Genomic DNA, 17,526 nt, shown 5'->3' on the forward strand with positions numbered 1-17,526 from the left:
ATTAGCTTTCAATCCGCGATCAGCTAAGCGAGGATATTAGAACGGCCCTATAGCGTAGGTTTCAAGAAATTGGACGGTACCGGTAAAATAGCCCGTGTAAAACCAAAAATAGAGTGTCTGAGGCCCGGCCACAGTAACCCGGAATGATGGCGTTGTATGGTGAGCGCTAGACGCAATAACTACCCATTCTGTTGCAATGCCGGCTTCAAGGTAAGTTGAAGAACTGGTTGACAAAGCGGTGTTAATAAAAGCTTGATTCCCGGCCGGATAAGTTGTGGCAGCGGTTGGCGTCATCCACCTGGCGGTAACCATGTAGGTACCTGCTCTAGGAAGAGTGATGCTTGCACCTGAATAGGTTTGCGTTCCAGCACCAGTTGCAACTGTGATCTGATTCCCAAGCGTACCATTGACCATCGCCCCCGACAAAGGATATTGCCAGGCCGTTCCACCGACCGCATCCGAAGTCAAAACTTTCCCCGCGCCCTCTGTACCATCGGTAATGGTTACCTGGCCTGTTGTTTTGTCGACTTTCGTCTTACGTCCGGGAGTAGACGCTTCCACTTCCAGGTTGGAGTTAGGCTCGATAGTGGTCGGGTTGGTTCCGATCTTCACCTGGGCAAATGCGGCGGATGAGCCCAAAAGCATTGCTGCTGCAAATAGTAGGTTTTGTGTTTTCATGTGGTTACAGAGATGTTTTATAGCGTTTATGTGAAACTGTCGTTAGGTCCGGTGTTCCGGCGTCTTACCGGCTTACGGATTTTGTATTTTCGCCACTGCTTAGTATCTGTTCCATTCGGGATATACGGTTGTTGAGGTCCGTGTCAGAGGCTTCCTTGCGTTTTAACTCGGCACGTAGCTGGGCTCTTTCGTTTTTTAGCGATTCTACCTCCTGGCTAAGCTCTTGCACCGATTTCACCAGCATGGGAACGAGCTTGCTGTAATCGACCTGCCAAGGCTTAATCTTCTCATCGTCGCTACCCACGCTGACGGCCTGCGGATATATTTGATGCAGCTCCTGAGCCAGTACCCCTGTGGCCAGCGTTTTTTTGGAATCGGCTTTGTAGTTGTAATCGTACACTTTGACTGCTTTCAGCGCTTCCAGTCCAAATTTCGTAGCGTGGATGTTTTCCTTCAGACGCTTGTCCGAAGTAGTACCGTAAATTACCCCACCCGCGCCGTTGTATGTGATTGCGCCAACACCACCCGGAACGCCATCTACACTAAAAATAGCGAACGAATTTTCAATGGTACCCGAAGGCTTGGAAAGGTGGAGCGGGGCGCCGCCTCTACGCTGGATACCAACCCAACAATCGCCAGCGCCGGCGCTGATCTCCACACCGTCTATATTGGATGTTCCAGTCCAGATGGTTCCGGTTTGTTCGCCGGTTTGTGAGAGGATCTTGGTAGTTCCCCGGATATCCAGCCAGGCTTGCGGCAGTGCGGTGTTAATACCAACAGCCCCGGATTGCAATACCACCGTATGCGTGTTACTACTGGATTCCACATCCAGATGCGCTCCCGTACTTATCGTGGTGGGATTCGCCCCAATTTTTACCTGCGCAAAGGAGCCATTCGAAGCCGCTACAACGGCGACAAAAGAAATGACGGATAACAGTCGTCTTGTTTTCATAGGGAATCGTTATGTTTTAATTTGACAATGAATGAGAACCGTATTGATGGACCCGTTAATCGATCTTGGTAAAGATCATGTATGCACGTCCGAAGGTGGCGGTCCAGATGGGGGGACCGGTGGGTTTTCCGTCAGTCTGCATGATGCAGGCTGGGATCGATCGTCGTTGCGTTTGACCCGATCTTGAACTGAGGATAGGTAGCAGGCCCGTGCAGCAGTAAACCAGCTATTAGTGTAGAAAATAGTATACGTGTTGTCATAGAATTAGTGTTTTGGATTAACTATTCACGTGTTATCTATTCGAAATCCTCCGCGTATAAGAAAATTCGGCTTGATCTGTCGAATCGGAATTAAAGTGGGGTGTCAGGTAAGCAACGCCCGCTTGTGGATGTTACTTCTGGAAGCAAACATAGATAGAGTAGTTCAAATCTGCCTATCGACATCTACGAAACTGACTAAGAAATAGATCGACAATTGTAGTATTTATACGACAAATAATGCTCCTGATTTTGGGTTGTAAGCGCACGTTACCACTAAGGGTAAACTTCGATTATTGAATGAGGGGCGGCCGGGCAGCCAACGGCCCGGAGGAGTGGTTATATCCGTGTTGAAGGCTTACGAAGCTTAAATCGAGCCATTCGCGTTACAATCACTGCCAGATTCGCAATTGTGTTGCGCTACCTTTGATGAAGTTGGGCAGTAACCAACCCGGCTTCTTATTCTTCTGAATGGAGTAAAAATTGGAACCGAAGATATTGCAGGTCTCTATAGTGTAGGGTAATATCTACAAGTGCGCACCGGTTGTGCAGCAGCTGATTTTCAAAACGATTGCATATTCCTGTCATTTCTGACATTAAGTTCTATGTTTGTTTCTTAAGTCATTTTTTCGTGCCGTTTTGTAATTGAACCGCATTGTATTCAATGAATTCCGCTTGTTGCTCTACCAATTCCGCATTCTGGTCTATGAATTGGTTTTTTTGATTAAGTTCCTTATTTTCTGGAACTTAAATGTATGATTGGTCAATCCGTCGCTGTTTTATGCCTATCTATCGAATCTGTTTTTGAAGGTGAGGTCCGGTGGTTAACATTGTGTCGGAAGTCGGGAGCGGAGCCGCCCCGATCGGTTTTAATCAATCATATTTAAACATAAGCAACCATGAAAACGCTCATCGCATTAGTGCTCTTAACAGCATCTCTTGTCTTCTCTTCAACGGGATATGCAAAACCCGGAACAGTAGCCTCGAACCTCGGCGGGGAAGAGGTAAAAACCAGATTTTGGGTTGTAACCACCACCAATGGAAAAATTGAAGTCAACGTTGTAAAAGCAGAAAAACAGGTTTTGGTAAATATTGTCGACCAGTTAGGGTATACCTTAGCATCTAAAACCATCGAAAAGGACGATGCTGCTACCCGTACAAGATTTGACCTTAGCGAGCTACCAGACGGGACTTACAAAGTTGTCTTGATTGACGGCAAACACAAAGAAGTAAAAAGCATCGAGTTAAATACCCGGTCGGTCGAGGCGCAGCGAATCGTATCTTTGGGATAACACATAAACCGGTAGGCAGCCTTTTCGCTCATGTTCAGCGGAAGGGCTGCCGCCTGCACACACGTAGCCTGAGCTATCATGTCAACTTTCTCAAAAATTCATGGCAGACCAATCCATACAAGCTGAATGGAGGAAATTCGGTTACTTGTTCACGCGGGAGGAAGTTCCGGCAAAGACCGTGCTGCTCGACGAAGGTCAGACCGCTAAAAAGGTTTACTTTATTGAAAAAGGGTGCCTTCGGCTTTCCTTCAACAAGGACGGGAAAGATATCACTTTTCAGTTTTTCTTTGAAGGAGAGGGGGTTTCTTCGGCAGAAAGTTTCCGTTACAACCAACCAAGCCTCTATTCGATCGAGAGCCTTGAACCTTCCATTGTGCATACGCTCACCAGGAAGGATTACTTCGAGATCATCGAAGCCTCGCCGTTGATCAGGGAAGCGATGGAAGAGCAGACCCTCCAAAGGCTGCTGTATGTAGAAAAACTGTTTCTTTCAAGGATCAAAAACAGTCCCGAGGAAAGATACAGGGAATTGGTGGAGCAACGCCCGGAAATCCTTCAAAGGGTGCCTCAACATTACATTGCCTCTTTCCTGGGTGTTACTTCCGTTTCTTTGAGCAGGATCAGAAACAGAAGGTAGCTTTATTAACAATTGTTATCGTCGGCCGGCTGCATGGTGCCGATTTTTGTAATGTTATCAGTTTCACATTCAAAACTCGACAATCATGCGACCATTTAAAATTCAAATCTCCGACCAAGACATTGATTACCTCAAAAACAGACTTTCCAATGCCCGTTGGCCCAACCCGACAACGCAGAGCGGCTGGGAAAAGGGTGTTCCGGTGGATTATCTCAAGAAAATTGCCGACTATTGGCTAAACGAATTTGACTGGAAAAAGCAGGAGTCCAGATTGAATCAATACCCCCATTTCATCACTCAAATTCAAGGGCAGGACATCCATTATTTGCTTATTAAATCACCCAAAGCAAATGCAATTCCCTTGATGCTGATACATGGCTGGCCGGGGTCATTTGCGGACTTTACCAGCGTTATTGAACCGCTTACGAATCCTCAGGACTCCGCTCAGACCGCATTTGACCTGGTTATTCCTTCCATCCCCGGCTTTGGATTTTCTGTGCCAGTCCATAGCAAAGGTTATAATATGTTCAGGATCGCAGCGACATTCACCGCTTTGATGGACCAGTTAGGTTATGAAAAATTCGCCGTGCATGGAGGTGACATGGGCGCTGGCATCGCCGGGATCATGTCTGGGGTTGCTGCGGATCATTTGATTGGGACACACATCAACTCGGACTTTTTCGCAGTAGCCGGACTGGGCATGTTTCCTTCAGACCACTCGTCTTTTACAGATCAAGAAAACGTCACACTGGAACGCATGAAGCAATATAAAAAGGACGGGACGGCCTATTTGGAAATACAGGCAACCAGGCCGGAGACGGTCGGGATTGCCTTGTCGGACAGCCCGCTGGGGCAGCTTGCATGGATCGTTGAAAAATATAAAGAGTGGACCGACCAGGACAAAAACCTGCCGGAAGATGCTATTGGTTTGGATCAGATGTTGACGAATGTCTCGTTGTATTGGTTCAATCAGTTGGGCGCGTCGAGCGCTGCAATCCTCTCTGAAAACATGAGTATGGCATTTGATTGGGGCGGCGACAAGTCACAGCAGGCCAACCAGTGGGCGCCTCCGAAGATTCCTTCCGCAATCGCTTGTTTTGGGAAAAAAGAAGATGAAAGCCTTTTGAAGAAATTGGCTTACTCCATGGGCGAACCCGACAGATGGTCTTTTTATGGAAAAGGATGCCATTTTCCGGCAATGGAGGTCCCCGATTTGCTGGTAGACGATCTCCGGCATTTCTTTTCAGCTATCCACAAATAGCTAGTTGGCACTAGTCGGTTGCGTTCGAAGCAACCAAACTTGCAGCTCGTAAGTGAGGGACCAGCTGAAAACCATTACTTGGAGAACAGTTGTTTAAATCTGGATTGTATGATTGACGAACAAGTTAAATTGAAAAGTATTACGGTTGCTCAATGCATAATACTGATCTGGTGTATCGCCTCATGCAATTTTTCGGAAAAAGAGATATACCGAATTTCTTACAATTATCAAGGTAATATCTTGATTTTGAGTGGCCTCAAAGATGGTTCGCAACGGTTATACGAGGGGGGGCGCGTATTTACGATATTCCATCTACCGGTATATTGGTAACTCAGTTTGAGAAGGATTATGGAATGATCAATAAGCAGTTTACATACTTCCACCTTGGCCAGATAAAGCGCTTACCTGGAGTGCATTTCCAGGATGACAAGACAAGACTTGACCAAAATAAAACCTATGCGTTTTATGGTAGGGGTTATAACATAGCTTTTCCACGAGAAGGGCAGATTGGCGTAGAAGTTCTGACTATATGTAAGCCGACTGAACTGCCAATTTATTCGAATGAACCATTCATAGAGTGCATAGCAAGTTTGCCATTAAAGGAGATCTCGTACGCAAACCTTGTTAAATTAAAGCGACAAATGTCAAAGTGAAATAGGTGCACTGGCGAGCAACAAAAGGCAAAACCAACACCGGCGCGGGAGTTTATCTCTCACCATTGCAACTTTGATCGCCTGCGGAGTGTCTGGGCTTAAATCCGTTGCAATTTATCCGATGAATTTGTAGGATTCTCAATCAATTTTAATCTGTGATCAAATGCAAATCGCCCAGATCTCAATTAAGCTATCCGTTGCATTTGTGCTGATAGCACTCACGGGGGGATGCAACAAAGATGAAATCAACCCACAGCAAGCTATCCTTGGCAAATGGGAAAATTTCTACTCGGGTAACGGCGAATACCGACCACCGTATGACAAACCGGGAGGATATTGGAACTTCCTTACTGATAGCGTGCTGGTAGAGTACGATTTGACCACCAATCGAACGAACACCAGGAAATACTGGATTGATACGCTTTTGAATATAGGGACTCCCGGTGGAAGCATATCCTATTACACCGTCAAATTTTATGCTGACACGATGGAGCTTAATATTGAGAATAGAACAGCCATCAATTACGTATCAAAATGGAAACGAGTCAACTAGGCAATAAGGAACAGATCTTTACTGTTTACTGGCAATAATTTTAATACTGCCCCCGGTTGGATCAGAAATGTCTTTTAATGGGTAATTTTCAGGAAGCAGGACGAATCCTAGACCTGCGAGCGAGGTGCGCTCGGTATAAACGCCCTGAAAGATTGTTCCCTCATAAAAATGTGGTGTTGCCGATGACATCGCCAACTGATATTGACCATCCTTGCCTGACAAGCGTAACTGTCGGAAATAAACTGAACTTTGTTTTGATTTGTTGGTCCAGGAATACCCAAGGCTGAGCGAATCGGCACTTTTCCTGCTTACAATCACCTTGAAGTCTTCTACACCAATTTTGTTGATTTTGCCTGCCGAAAAGAGTGTATCATCATTAATAATGTAGGTCTGGACAGGATATTCGCCTCGAAGGCGAGCCGCATCGTCGTCTATGACACGATCCTTTTGGCATGCACAGAAAGCTAAAAGCAGTATGGGAAATAGTAATCTCAACATGACTAGAAAATTTTGTAACCAAAAGTATCGTAATTTATAATATTTGAACGAAAATTATTACACAGATGCCAAGTGTAAAGTCATTTTCATAGTTCAGGAATGGACGCAATTTGTGCGATTTTGGACAAATAATTCACTAAAAATAAGTTAATGTTTTAATATTGAGGTTGTTATGTTTTTGGCATGCGATTTGTTTAGCAAATAGTAAGAAAATAAAAGTGATTGCCGAGAACTATGAGCAGAATCTACCTGGGTGAATTTGAAGAACTCGTTCTGTTGACGGTTGCGATCCTGAATGGAGCCGCGTATGGTCTCAATATTGCCGAAGAACTCAAACAACGAACCGACCGATCCATTAATCTCAGCGGCGTACATGTGGCATTGTACCGCCTGGAAGAAAAGGGTTTTGTGAAATCCGAACTGGGCGGGGCCACAGCCGCCAGGGGAGGGCGTAGAAAGAGATTATTTTCGATCACGGCACACGGAAAACGCACGCTGGATGAAATGCGGCAGGTTCGTGAAGATTTGTGGGGAGCAATGACAAACCTGAATTTCTCATAATCTATGTCAAATCGCTCACAAAAGCCGCTTCCACCCGGGTGGGCTGATCGGCTGCTTCGATTCGTGTGCCCGGCCGGACTGCAAGAAGAACTGATCGGTGACCTGCGCGAACAGTTTGAGCAGCACGTAGCTGCACTCGGAGAAGCTGCCGCGCGCAGGTTGTATGTCCGGGAAACCCTCCGGTTTTGCAGGCCTTACTTTATCAGCCGCCAGCTGCGGGCAATGGCAGCTGAATCAAAAACAGAATCATCTTCACCTTTTTTGAACCCTGCCATGATACAGAACTATCTGACGATCGCATTTCGCAACCTTGCGAAGAACCGGGTGTATTCCTTCATTAATATTTTCGGACTGGCTTCCGGCATGGCCGTGGCTATGCTCATTGGGCTCTGGATCTACGATGAACTGTCGTTCGATAAGCAGTTTAAACATTATGACCGGCTGGCCAAGCTATGGCAGTTCGTCAAGTTCGATGTGGAGAAGTCGTCTTACGACGTAATGCCTATTCCGCTTGCACGGGAACTACGAGGTAAATATGCCGATTTTGAAGCGGTCAGTCTATCGGTGTCGCGGGATGTGATTATGGTCGCCGGCGAGAAGAAACTAATGAGGCAAGGCAGTTATGTCGAACCCGATTTTCTCAATATGGTTTCTTTGGATATAGTGGCAGGCAGTCGATTCGGAGACAATGATGTAAATTCGATTTTGCTGTCGCGATCGCTCGCCAGTGCCATGTTTGGGGCGAGTAATCCTATTAGTAAACTGATTAAACTGGACAATAAACAGACGGTCAGGGTGGGGGGTGTTTACGAAGATTTTCCGGCCAATAACTCGTTCAAAAATGTAACATTTTTGATTCCCTGGAAATTTTTTGCGGCGAATGATCCGGGCGCGAAACGCGACCGCGATGAATGGGATTCCAATTCTTACCAGATTTACGCCCAGCTTAAACCGGGCGCAGACTTCGATCAGGTATCGGCCAAAATCAAGGACATCCGCATGAAACGGGATGATCCGCCGGGCTATAAACCGGAATTTTTCCTGCATCCGACATCGAAATGGCATTTGTATGCAGATTTTAAAGATGGCGTCAACACGGGAGGGACTATTACTTTCGTCTGGCTGTTTGGCAGCATTGGTGTCATCGGACTACTGTTGGCCTGCATCAATTTTATGAACCTGAGCACCGCGCGATCCGAGAAACGGGCCAAGGAAGTCGGGATCCGAAAGGCAATCGGTTCCTTGCGCAGCCAACTGGTTGGCCAGTTTTTCAGCGAATCGCTCCTTATGGCGATGATGGCATTTATCCTTTCTCTGCTGTTTGTCCAGCTCGCATTGCCGTTTTTTAATCAGGTAGCAGAGAAAAGCATGGTTATCTTATGGACAAATCCGCTGTTTTGGCTGGCCGGACTGGGTTTTAGTCTGCTGACTGGGGTGATAGCGGGTAGCTATCCCGCGCTGTACTTGTCGGCATTTCAGCCTGTCAAAGTTCTCAAAGGCATTATGCGCAGCAGACGTTCGGCCACTATTCCACGCAGGGTACTGGTTGGTTTCCAGTTTACAGTTTCCGTTACACTCATCATTGGCACCATCATCGTGTTCCGCCAGATCGAACACGCCAAAGATCGCCCGATAGGTTACAGCCGCAGCGGACTGATCGAAGTTAAAATGAATGTGCCTGAACTATACGGGCACTATACGAGCCTTCGCAATGATTTGCTGAACACGGGCGCTGTAAGCGGCATGGCCGAGTCGACGGGTTCGATGACCGAGCAGTCGGGCGGCACGACCAATATCTCTTGGAAGGGTAAAAGAAGCGATACCAAACCATTGCTGATGGCAAATTTTGTTTCACACGACTTCGGACAAACGATTGGGTGGAAACTAGTGGCAGGCCGGGACTTTTCCCGGGAGTTTACGACGGATAGCTCATCGATAATTCTAAATGAAGCAGCCGTAAAACAAATGAATTTTAAGCGCCCGATTGGCGAGATTGTTCGGACGAACGGTAAGGCATACTCGGTAATTGGTATTGTAAAAAACATGGTTAAGGAAGATCCGTTTAGCCCCGTCAAACCGAGCTTTTTTTTGCTGGATTATCGCAATGTCAATACCATTAATATCCGCCTTGCTCCGCAACTGTCGGCCAGTGAAGCCCTATCAAAAGTTGAGCGGGTCTTCAACACTTACAGTCCCGACGCTCCTTTCGAATATAAATTTGTAGACGACCAATACGCGCGCAAGTTTGGAAATGAAGAGCGTATCGGTCGGCTCGCTGGTGGTTTTGCTATCCTTGCGATATTGATTAGTTGCTTGGGATTGTTCGGCCTGGCCTCCTTCATGGCTGAGCAACGCACCAAGGAAATCGGCATCCGGAAAGTGCTGGGCGCATCGGTATTGAACGTTTGGGGATTGCTCTCGAAGGAGTTTTTGATGTTGATCCTCGTGTCATTTTGCCTGGCTGCGCCGATTTCGTATTATATACTTTCGGACTGGCTCAAAAATTACCAGTACCGCACCGAACTCTCATGGTGGATTTTTGTTCTGGCCGGGCTGGGTGCATTATCAGTAACACTGCTCACAGTCAGTTATCAAAGCATCAAGGCCGGGCTGGTAAATCCAGTAAAGAGCTTGCGCAGCGAATAATGTTGCTTTACATTTTTTAATGTGGCGTCAAAAGCCCTGGTGATAGTCGTCGGCTTCTTTGAGAGGAGCTTCGCTTTCAGCCGTTCATATGCAGCAGTTAGGATGGAGCCGTGGCAGTTCAAGCTGTTGGTTGATTCCAACCAACAAGTGATTTGCAGCGTCTTAGGTTGAAAACTAAATCCTGACATTATGAAAAAAATGTTACGTCTCCTGCTCTTGATGCCGCTTTGGATAGGATGTCAGTCAAGTGACCCTTCTGAGTTTGGAATAGTACCCAATCACGTCGCCTATGACGATGAGGCCCCATTGAAGATAAAGGCATCTTGCAATGATGCAAACTGTAAGGAGCCAAGCTACGAAGAGCGTTACACATACACTACCGAAGGTAAGCTAAGTAAGGTCGAGACTTTTAGCAGGGACGCTTCCGGTGTTTTGCAGATGCAGTCATATACTGACTACTTTTTTGATGTCAACGGCATAACAACGGGTAAAATCCAATACTACAGGCACGGATCCTTGCCGGGCTGGGTGGCTTATTACGAATCGGAATTTGTGTATAAGGATGGTGTGCTGAAATTTGAAAAGACATATTTCAACAGGCACCAGCCCGAACAAAAGATGCTGACCGGAGCGGTCGAATATGAATATAAAAATGGGAAAAAAGTCGGTCAGAGGTGGACCGATGAGCACAATCAATTGTATCGGCGCGTGGAATACGGATACAACAACGCCGTCGTGAACCTGGAAACGTGGTATGATCAGAAAAACAATGTGATCAGAATTTTTGAACACAAGTTTTCAGGGAACCGCCGACAAATAGGGGAGTATCTGCTCAATTCAAAAGAGCTGCTCGCCATGATAGAAAAGACGTACGATGAAAAGGGAAGGTTAGCTACCCAAGAAACCAAGGTGCACAACCCACTGCTTTGCGCGATGACACCGGGACTAATAAAGTATACCTATTAGGGCGGCAGGTGATCGGGGTTTTATGGCGAAAAGTATTTGACATCCGTTAACTAACTTCTTCCGCGGATTGCCCGCAGATTCATTGCAACCGCTCTCAAAATGCAATACTTTTATTTATTATACCATTTACAGACCAGCTTTTCGAGCGTCTTGTTGGCCGGGTATCGATGAACCAAAGAAAATCCAGGTAATCAGGTTGCATTTCCAGGTAACTGTGGCGCATCTCGCTACCACAAGTGGCTCGGCGCGCTTACGGTAGTCTTCAACGACACAAACCCATGAAAAGAATAATTCTGCTTTTCGCTCTGGCGATGGGCCCGGATGTTGCGGCGCAGAGTCCTGAATCGCCGCTGGCCCGCATCTGGCAGCAGAGTCTTCCTTTTATCACTAATTACTCCACAAATGAATATAAAGCAGCGTTTCAAAACTGGGCGCTGGCCCAGGGCGAAAACGGCGTCATCTATGCAGCAAATAATTCCGGGGTGCTCGAATATGATGGGGTTTCATGGAAGCTCATTCCAACTACGGAGGGCAACCCGGTACGGTCGCTGGCCAAAGATTCGACGGGGCGCATTTATGTGGGTGGATCTGGCGAGGTGGGTTACCTGGCGATCAATGACAAAAATAAAACGGATTTCCACTCCCTGAAAAACAAACTGAACCGCTCCGACTGGAACTTCGGAAACGTCTGGTTCACCTTTGCCCACAATGGCTCTGTCTATTTCGTTTGCGATCTGCACATTCTCGAATGGGTGAATGGCAGGTTCAGAGTTTGGAAAAGTGATATCGGTGCGCTCGGTTTTGCCTGGCTCGTCAATGGGGCGTTGTATGTGAGCACAAGTGAAAAGGGTTTGTTGCGAAAACACAAAGATGGGCTGAAACCGGTCCCGGGAGGGGAGGCATTCAAAGGGATGGGGCTCAGCGGCTTGCTGCCATATCAAGGAAACAAGCTACTGGCAGTCGGGCTCAGTAAGGAGTTTTTCATTTACGACGGATCAAAGCTGGAACCGTTCATGAGGAATGGGCAAAGGGTTCGGATCCGGGATGCTGTCTATCATGGTCTGCGGCTGAGTAATGGGGACTACGCCTTGGCTACCACCGGTTCGGGCCTTTACCTGATGGACCGGAACGGCGCGATCCGTAGTAACTTCTGCCGCAAGGAGGGGGTTTCAAGCGATGCGGTCTATTCGGTTTTTGAAGACGCAGAAAAGGATTTGTGGCTTGCAACCGACAATGGGATCAGCCGTCTTGAAACCAACTCGCCGCTCCGGATATTGAACGAAAATCATGGCCTCGACGAAAATCCAATGGATATCGAGGTATTCAATAACAAACTGTTTACGACCAATAGCAAGGGGCTTTTCGAGCTGAACCGCGTGCCGTCACAAGGTTTGCTAAAACCCTATTTTAAGAAAATTGAAGGAATCGACAACTTGACGATGCATTGCCAGGTGTTTGGTGACGAATTGATTGTATCTAACTATGACGGTGTTTTTAGGCTCGATCAAAAAGGAAACAAATCACTACTGGCAAAAGAGCACGTTGTGCGTGTTGAGGAATCGCGCCAGGCGCAGCCGCCAACGCATTTGCTGGTTGGCCTGGAAGGAAACGGACTTACAGAGCTGCTCTTTTCCAACGGGAAATGGGTACAGGGCAGCAGGCGCGAGGATATGAAGTTTTACTCGGAAAGTTTTGCGCGGGCTGCGGACGGGACGATTCTGATAAACAGTCGCCGAAACGGAATCTATGAAATAGCCTGGCAGACGCCTGAGAACATGCGCTCGCAGCAGCATACCCTCGGAGAGGAATTCAAGTTGATCCACCACGGGCCGGAGAATGGACTATCATCGAATAAAATCCGCTGGCTCGAAAGGGTGGGAAATACCGTCTACGCATCCACCGACGAAGCAATGCACCGCTTCAATTCTGATAAGCGCGTTTTTGAAGTGGACTCGCTGATCACGACCAGTGTGGCGCCTTACAAAGGCGGGTGGATCAATGAAATCATCGCAGGCCGCGACGGAACGATGTGGTTTACGCTTTACCACAATTATCAAAGCCATGTTTTCGAGTACAGTTATAACCGGATGCGGCGACTGCCGATTTCGGGCAGGCTATCGGATGCGCTCATTTCCAAAATCCACGATAACGGGGATGGGTTTATGCTTTTTGGGTCCAACAAATGGATCGTGCTTTTTGATAGAAACTTGAAGATCAGCGCCGGGAAGTCGTTTAAAACGCTCATCCGCCAGATTTCAATCGACCAGGACTCGCTGGTTAGTTTCCGGGGGCGTCAGTCGGTGCCAGAAATCGCTTATGGGCACAGGCTACGGTTTCAGTTCGCATTGCCGAGCTATGACCTTTCAAACAAAAATCAATTTCAATATTTTCTTGAGGGTTTTCACGACCAATGGTCGGCCTGGACGGAAGAGTCCTTTGTGGATTTTACCAACTTACCGGAAGGGAATTACGTGTTTCGCGTGCGTGGCAGGGACGTATATGGCAATGCGGGAGCCGAAGACCGGCTGGTGTTTATCGTCCTGCCACCCTGGTACCGCAGTTGGTGGGCACTGGCGATTTACGCGCTGCTTTTGGTTGGAATGGCAGCCATACTGGTACGTTTTCGGGAAAGAAAGCTAAAAAAGGAGAAGCTTGCCCTGGAAGATACAGTACGCGAACGGACGGAAAAAATCTTGCTCCAAACAGAAGAGCTGAAAGAAATGGACCGGCTGAAATCGCGTTTTTTTGCCAATATATCCCACGAGTTCCGCACGCCGCTAACGCTTATCTTAGCACCTCTCGAGGAAGAACTGGCCAAAAAACCACCCGCCGAACAGGGCAGGCTGCTTATTATGAAGCGTTACGCTAACCGGCTGCTAGAGCTGGTCAATCAACTGCTTAACCTTTCAAAGTTGGAAGCCGGAAAAATGGAACTGCAGGTGCAAAATGTGGAGCTGCGCCAGTTTCTGAGTGTGCTGTCATCTTCTTTCGACTCGCTGGCGCAGCATAAAGGAATCTCTTTTGAAAAATCAGTCGGCGTGCCTGAGGGGTCTTTCTGGTTTGATCCCGACAAGCTGGAAAAGGTGATCATTAATCTGCTTTCAAACGCATTCAAATTCACACCGGCAAGTGGTTTGGTGAAGTTTGAGGCGAACATGGATGAGCAATCAGGCAGACAAATGCTTTGCATTGCCGTATCGGATACCGGACGTGGCATTGCTCCGGAAGAGCAGAAACAGGTGTTCGAATCGTTTTACCAGGCCCGGCAGACTGTCGAGAACCAGGATGGCGGCACCGGTTTGGGGCTTGCGTTTGCCAGGGAGCTCGTCAAACTGCATAAAGGCGATATTTCGCTCCAAAGTCAGGTGGGGAAAGGATCTGTTTTCTCTATCCGGATACCGGTCAGCAAGGAGGCGTTTGATGCGAAGCAAATCGTCGAAGCGGGGTTGAGCGGATATACCTTGCCGTCCGCGCAGGCCATATCGCTGCCGCTGGACGAACGGGAAGAAAACAAACGAGATGCTAGCGGACCCAAAAGCCGCGGCTCGGCACAGCGCGAAACAGTGTTGATCGTGGAGGATAATGCCGAACTGCGCGGCTACATGGCGTCATTGCTCGAAAACGACTACATCATTTACAAGGCGCCGGACGGTGCCGAGGCGCTTGCATGTGCACGGAAAGTATTGCCCAGCTTGATCATCAGCGACCTGATGATGCCCAAAATGGATGGTATGCAGCTTACCGCCAGCATCAAGTCCGACGAACGGACCAGCCATATCCCAGTGATTTTACTGACGGCGAAAAGCGGCCAGGAGTCGCGGATCGACGGGCTGAAAACCGGTGCGGACGACTACCTGACCAAACCTTTTTCGGTGGAAGAGCTCACGGTGCGGGTCGCGAACCTAATCGAGCTGAGAAAGAAACTGGCCGAGCGTTACCGTGAACGCATCCGGGTACAAGTGACGCCCGCGGAGGAAATGTCGCTTGACGATAAATTTTTAATGAAGGCCAAAGAGATCGTTGAGGCGAACATGGAGGATGTTTTATTCTCGGTTGAAAAAATGGCCGAGGAAATGAGCCTTAGCCGTACCCAGCTGCTGCGAAAGCTGAAAGCCCTTACTGGCCTTGCCCCGAATGATTTTATCCGCGACCTGCGCCTGCAAAAGGCAGCGGAAATGATCCGCCAAAAGGCTGATACGATCACCCAGATTGGGTATGCCGTGGGCTTCAACGATCAATCGTATTTCAGCAAAAGCTTCAAAAAGGAATTCGGAGAAACCCCCACCGAGTATTCCGCAAGGGTTTCCCACAAAGAAGCGTAAATCAAAGAATGCGTTTGACGAACCGGTAAACGGCGGTGTAAGGCACTTCGGCAGTGGAAGCTATATCGGCCGGAGGGGTTACCGGCGCTTTCCCGCCCTTGGTCGCAATCCTGAAAATGTAACCTACACCCTGGAATATGCCGGTCGGTTCTTGTCCGGTTTTGTTGCTCAGCAATAGCCAATCGATGCTGTTCGGATCGCTCGAAAATGTTTTGGCAGGACTGAATGCCTGTCCCATGATCGTATGGCCGGGACTTGCCAGTTTCCAAGTGGGACCGGCGTAATGGACGCCTATCTTAACATTGGACGCATCATAAAGATCTGCCTGCGGTGCGACAAACACCCATTCGTACTGAACCGGAGTTACACCTGCCTTCACTTGCGCCTTGTATTTCTGCACACCCACGGCAAAGTAGGTCGCCACGCGTTGATAACCCTTCGTGTCGGGGGGAAGAGAAAATGCGGCAGGCATCGCCAGGTTTTCACTTAGCTGGATGTGATCGGCTGGCGTAATGACCGGTTTGGGATCATCGTGATCAGTGCATGCATCGAAGAAGCCAAGCAAAACGACGAATGCTAGCATGTGGCCGGTGCGGCGGAAAAAGATTTTGTTTTTCATAGCTGTTTTTAATGTAAATGATTTGGGTAAGCGTGGTTGATTTAACCGGTGGCAAAACTAAGGGCCGCCGACGGGCGCTGATTGTAATCCGGATGCAAATCCGGGTAGTTATGCGCGGCGCATTCTCAGGCTCGGCAGCTGACGCATAATTACCTGGATTTGCTTCGTCATTACAAGTTTTTGCCAGCCGCTACACCCCAATTTTGCAGCCTCAATTATCTATTAAACATGAAAAATTTAAGAGTCATGAAAAATGCAAGCGTATTGAAACGCATCAGACAATCGGCGATCGGGTTGCTTGGTTGCACCCTGTTCACCCTCTCGTGCACGGACCACGATGGCCCGCAAGTTCCGGCTGAGCCGGTCAGCTCTCCCGAGGTAGTTACCTCGTGGCTCAACATGCAATTGAAAATCGCGCAGGCCATGCCCGCCTCACCGCCCGTTCATGCCCGCAGGTGGGCTTACAGTGGTGTCGCACTGTGGGAATCCCTGCAGCCTGGGTTACCGGGTTATCGGTCGATTGCCTCGCAGCTCAATGGCTTGCCTGCACTGCCGCAACCGTCCCCGTCGCTGACCTATTATTACCCGGCCAGCGCCAATGCAGCGCTTGCGGCTATCAACCGGGCGATTCATCCCGGGATTTCCGCTATCACCCTGGCCCGCATCGATTCGCTAGAAGCCGTCAACCTGGCGAAGTACCAGCAGCACCAGCAACCGGATGTGCTCGCGAATTCCGTCGACTTCGGGAAGAAAATTGCAGCAGCGGTCTTCGAATGGTCTAAAACCGATGGCTATGATAGCGCCACACCTTATACGCCACTAGGTGGAGCCGCGTACTGGAAACCCACGCCGCCTGCATTTGGGCCTGCCATACTTTCGAACTGGGGCAAGGTACGTACGATTGTTTCAAACAGTGATGCGGGGGCGGAACAAGGCGCGCCGATAGCTTATTCGGAAGATAAAACTTCGGAATATTACAAACAGGTGGAGGAGCTCTACAACATTTCCCAGTCACTCACCCAGGAGCAGCGGACGATCGCCACGTACTGGCCGGACAATTCATGGCATAATGTGTTAAGCCAGGTGCTGGCGACCGAGAAGCCAGGGCTGGCAGTTGCGGCAAAAGCATTTACGCAATTGGGAATAGCGATGTCGGACGGTGCCATCAGCCTTTGCAAAGGGAAATACGTCTACCAGGGAGTGCGCCCCGTCACCTACATCCGGACCATCTTGAACCATCCTGAATGGAATACTGTGATCCCGACGCCGCCTCACCCGGAATATCCCTCGGGGCACTCGGTGATGTCGGCGGCGGCCGCCGAGGTATTGACAGCTACTTTTGGTGAACACTACCATTACACCGACAAGCCCTACAACCTCCCCGCTTTCGCGCCGAGACAATTCAACTCGTTTGACGAAGCTGCCGCCGAGGCTGCGGTTTCGAGGGTGTACGCCGGGATTCACTACCGCAAAACGTGTGAAGTGAGTTTGTTGCACGGCAAAATCGTGGGGCAAAATGTGATTAATGCATTGAAATTCGAATAATAAATCGATGCCCGGCTAACCCGCCGGCATACTTAAATTGGCCATGAAAATTCTTAATTTAACAACCCTGCTTCTCGCCCTGTTTC

Annotated in this window: 14 protein-coding genes; 9 read left to right on the plus strand and 5 right to left on the minus strand. The window is 48.6% G+C overall.

Going from position 1 to position 17,526, the window contains the following annotated elements:
- Positions 1-36 precede the first annotated feature (36 nt).
- The 3 genes from IEY24_RS01760 to IEY24_RS32925 form a co-directional block, all read right to left on the minus strand.
- On the minus strand, positions 37-678 hold the full coding sequence (locus IEY24_RS01760; protein WP_188928071.1) for a hypothetical protein: 642 nt from the start codon (positions 676-678) through the stop codon (positions 37-39).
- Positions 679-742: 64 nt separating this feature from the next.
- Entirely contained in the window at positions 743-1,630 is an 888-nt protein-coding gene (locus IEY24_RS01765) for a tail fiber domain-containing protein (RefSeq protein WP_188928073.1), read from the minus strand.
- 131 nt (positions 1,631-1,761) lie between these two features.
- The gene (locus IEY24_RS32925; protein ID WP_262892314.1) at positions 1,762-1,890 is read right to left on the minus strand and encodes a hypothetical protein; all 129 of its coding nucleotides are present in this window, start codon (positions 1,888-1,890) and stop codon (positions 1,762-1,764) included.
- 896 nt (positions 1,891-2,786) lie between these two features.
- Here IEY24_RS32925 and IEY24_RS01770 point away from each other — a divergent pair.
- The 4 genes from IEY24_RS01770 to IEY24_RS01785 all read left to right on the plus strand — a co-directional run bounded on the left by IEY24_RS01770 (position 2,787) and on the right by IEY24_RS01785 (position 6,283).
- The gene (locus tag IEY24_RS01770) at positions 2,787-3,179 is read left to right on the plus strand and encodes a T9SS type A sorting domain-containing protein (RefSeq protein ID WP_188928075.1); all 393 of its coding nucleotides are present in this window, start codon (positions 2,787-2,789) and stop codon (positions 3,177-3,179) included.
- Positions 3,180-3,279: 100 nt separating this feature from the next.
- Positions 3,280-3,816, plus strand: coding sequence for a Crp/Fnr family transcriptional regulator (locus tag IEY24_RS01775; protein WP_188928077.1), 537 nt, complete (start codon positions 3,280-3,282; stop codon positions 3,814-3,816).
- 85 nt (positions 3,817-3,901) lie between these two features.
- Complete coding sequence (locus IEY24_RS01780) at positions 3,902-5,077, plus strand: epoxide hydrolase family protein (RefSeq protein ID WP_188928079.1); 1,176 nt, start codon at positions 3,902-3,904, stop codon at positions 5,075-5,077.
- A gap of 816 nt (positions 5,078-5,893) precedes the next feature.
- Entirely contained in the window at positions 5,894-6,283 is a 390-nt protein-coding gene (locus tag IEY24_RS01785; protein WP_188928080.1) for a hypothetical protein, read from the plus strand.
- 18 nt (positions 6,284-6,301) lie between these two features.
- Here the strand turns inward: IEY24_RS01785 and IEY24_RS01790 are convergent, their stop codons facing one another.
- On the minus strand, positions 6,302-6,781 hold the full coding sequence (locus IEY24_RS01790; protein WP_188928081.1) for a hypothetical protein: 480 nt from the start codon (positions 6,779-6,781) through the stop codon (positions 6,302-6,304).
- A 234-nt stretch (positions 6,782-7,015) separates the two neighbouring features.
- Between IEY24_RS01790 and IEY24_RS01795 the strand changes: the two genes are divergently transcribed.
- The 4 genes from IEY24_RS01795 (at position 7,016) to IEY24_RS01810 (ending at position 15,276) form a co-directional block, all read left to right on the plus strand.
- Entirely contained in the window at positions 7,016-7,342 is a 327-nt protein-coding gene (locus IEY24_RS01795; protein WP_188928082.1) for a PadR family transcriptional regulator, read from the plus strand.
- Positions 7,343-7,345: 3 nt separating this feature from the next.
- Entirely contained in the window at positions 7,346-9,988 is a 2,643-nt protein-coding gene (locus IEY24_RS01800) for an ABC transporter permease (RefSeq protein ID WP_188928084.1), read from the plus strand.
- A gap of 189 nt (positions 9,989-10,177) precedes the next feature.
- Positions 10,178-10,954, plus strand: a complete 777-nt coding sequence (locus tag IEY24_RS01805; protein ID WP_188928086.1) for a hypothetical protein — start codon at positions 10,178-10,180, stop codon at positions 10,952-10,954.
- Between the two features lie 278 nt (positions 10,955-11,232).
- Positions 11,233-15,276, plus strand: coding sequence for a hybrid sensor histidine kinase/response regulator transcription factor (locus tag IEY24_RS01810; RefSeq protein WP_188928088.1), 4,044 nt, complete (start codon positions 11,233-11,235; stop codon positions 15,274-15,276).
- A gap of 1 nt (position 15,277) precedes the next feature.
- Here the strand turns inward: IEY24_RS01810 and IEY24_RS01815 are convergent, their stop codons facing one another.
- Positions 15,278-15,895, minus strand: a complete 618-nt coding sequence (locus tag IEY24_RS01815) for a DUF3455 domain-containing protein (protein WP_188928090.1) — start codon at positions 15,893-15,895, stop codon at positions 15,278-15,280.
- A gap of 228 nt (positions 15,896-16,123) precedes the next feature.
- Between IEY24_RS01815 and IEY24_RS01820 the strand changes: the two genes are divergently transcribed.
- The gene (locus IEY24_RS01820; protein ID WP_229221182.1) at positions 16,124-17,440 is read left to right on the plus strand and encodes a vanadium-dependent haloperoxidase; all 1,317 of its coding nucleotides are present in this window, start codon (positions 16,124-16,126) and stop codon (positions 17,438-17,440) included.
- The last annotated feature ends 86 nt before the right edge of the window (positions 17,441-17,526 follow it).

The sequence above is a fragment of the Dyadobacter endophyticus genome, assembly GCF_014641595.1.
In the GTDB taxonomy this organism is placed as follows: Bacteria; Bacteroidota; Bacteroidia; order Cytophagales; family Spirosomataceae; genus Dyadobacter; species Dyadobacter endophyticus.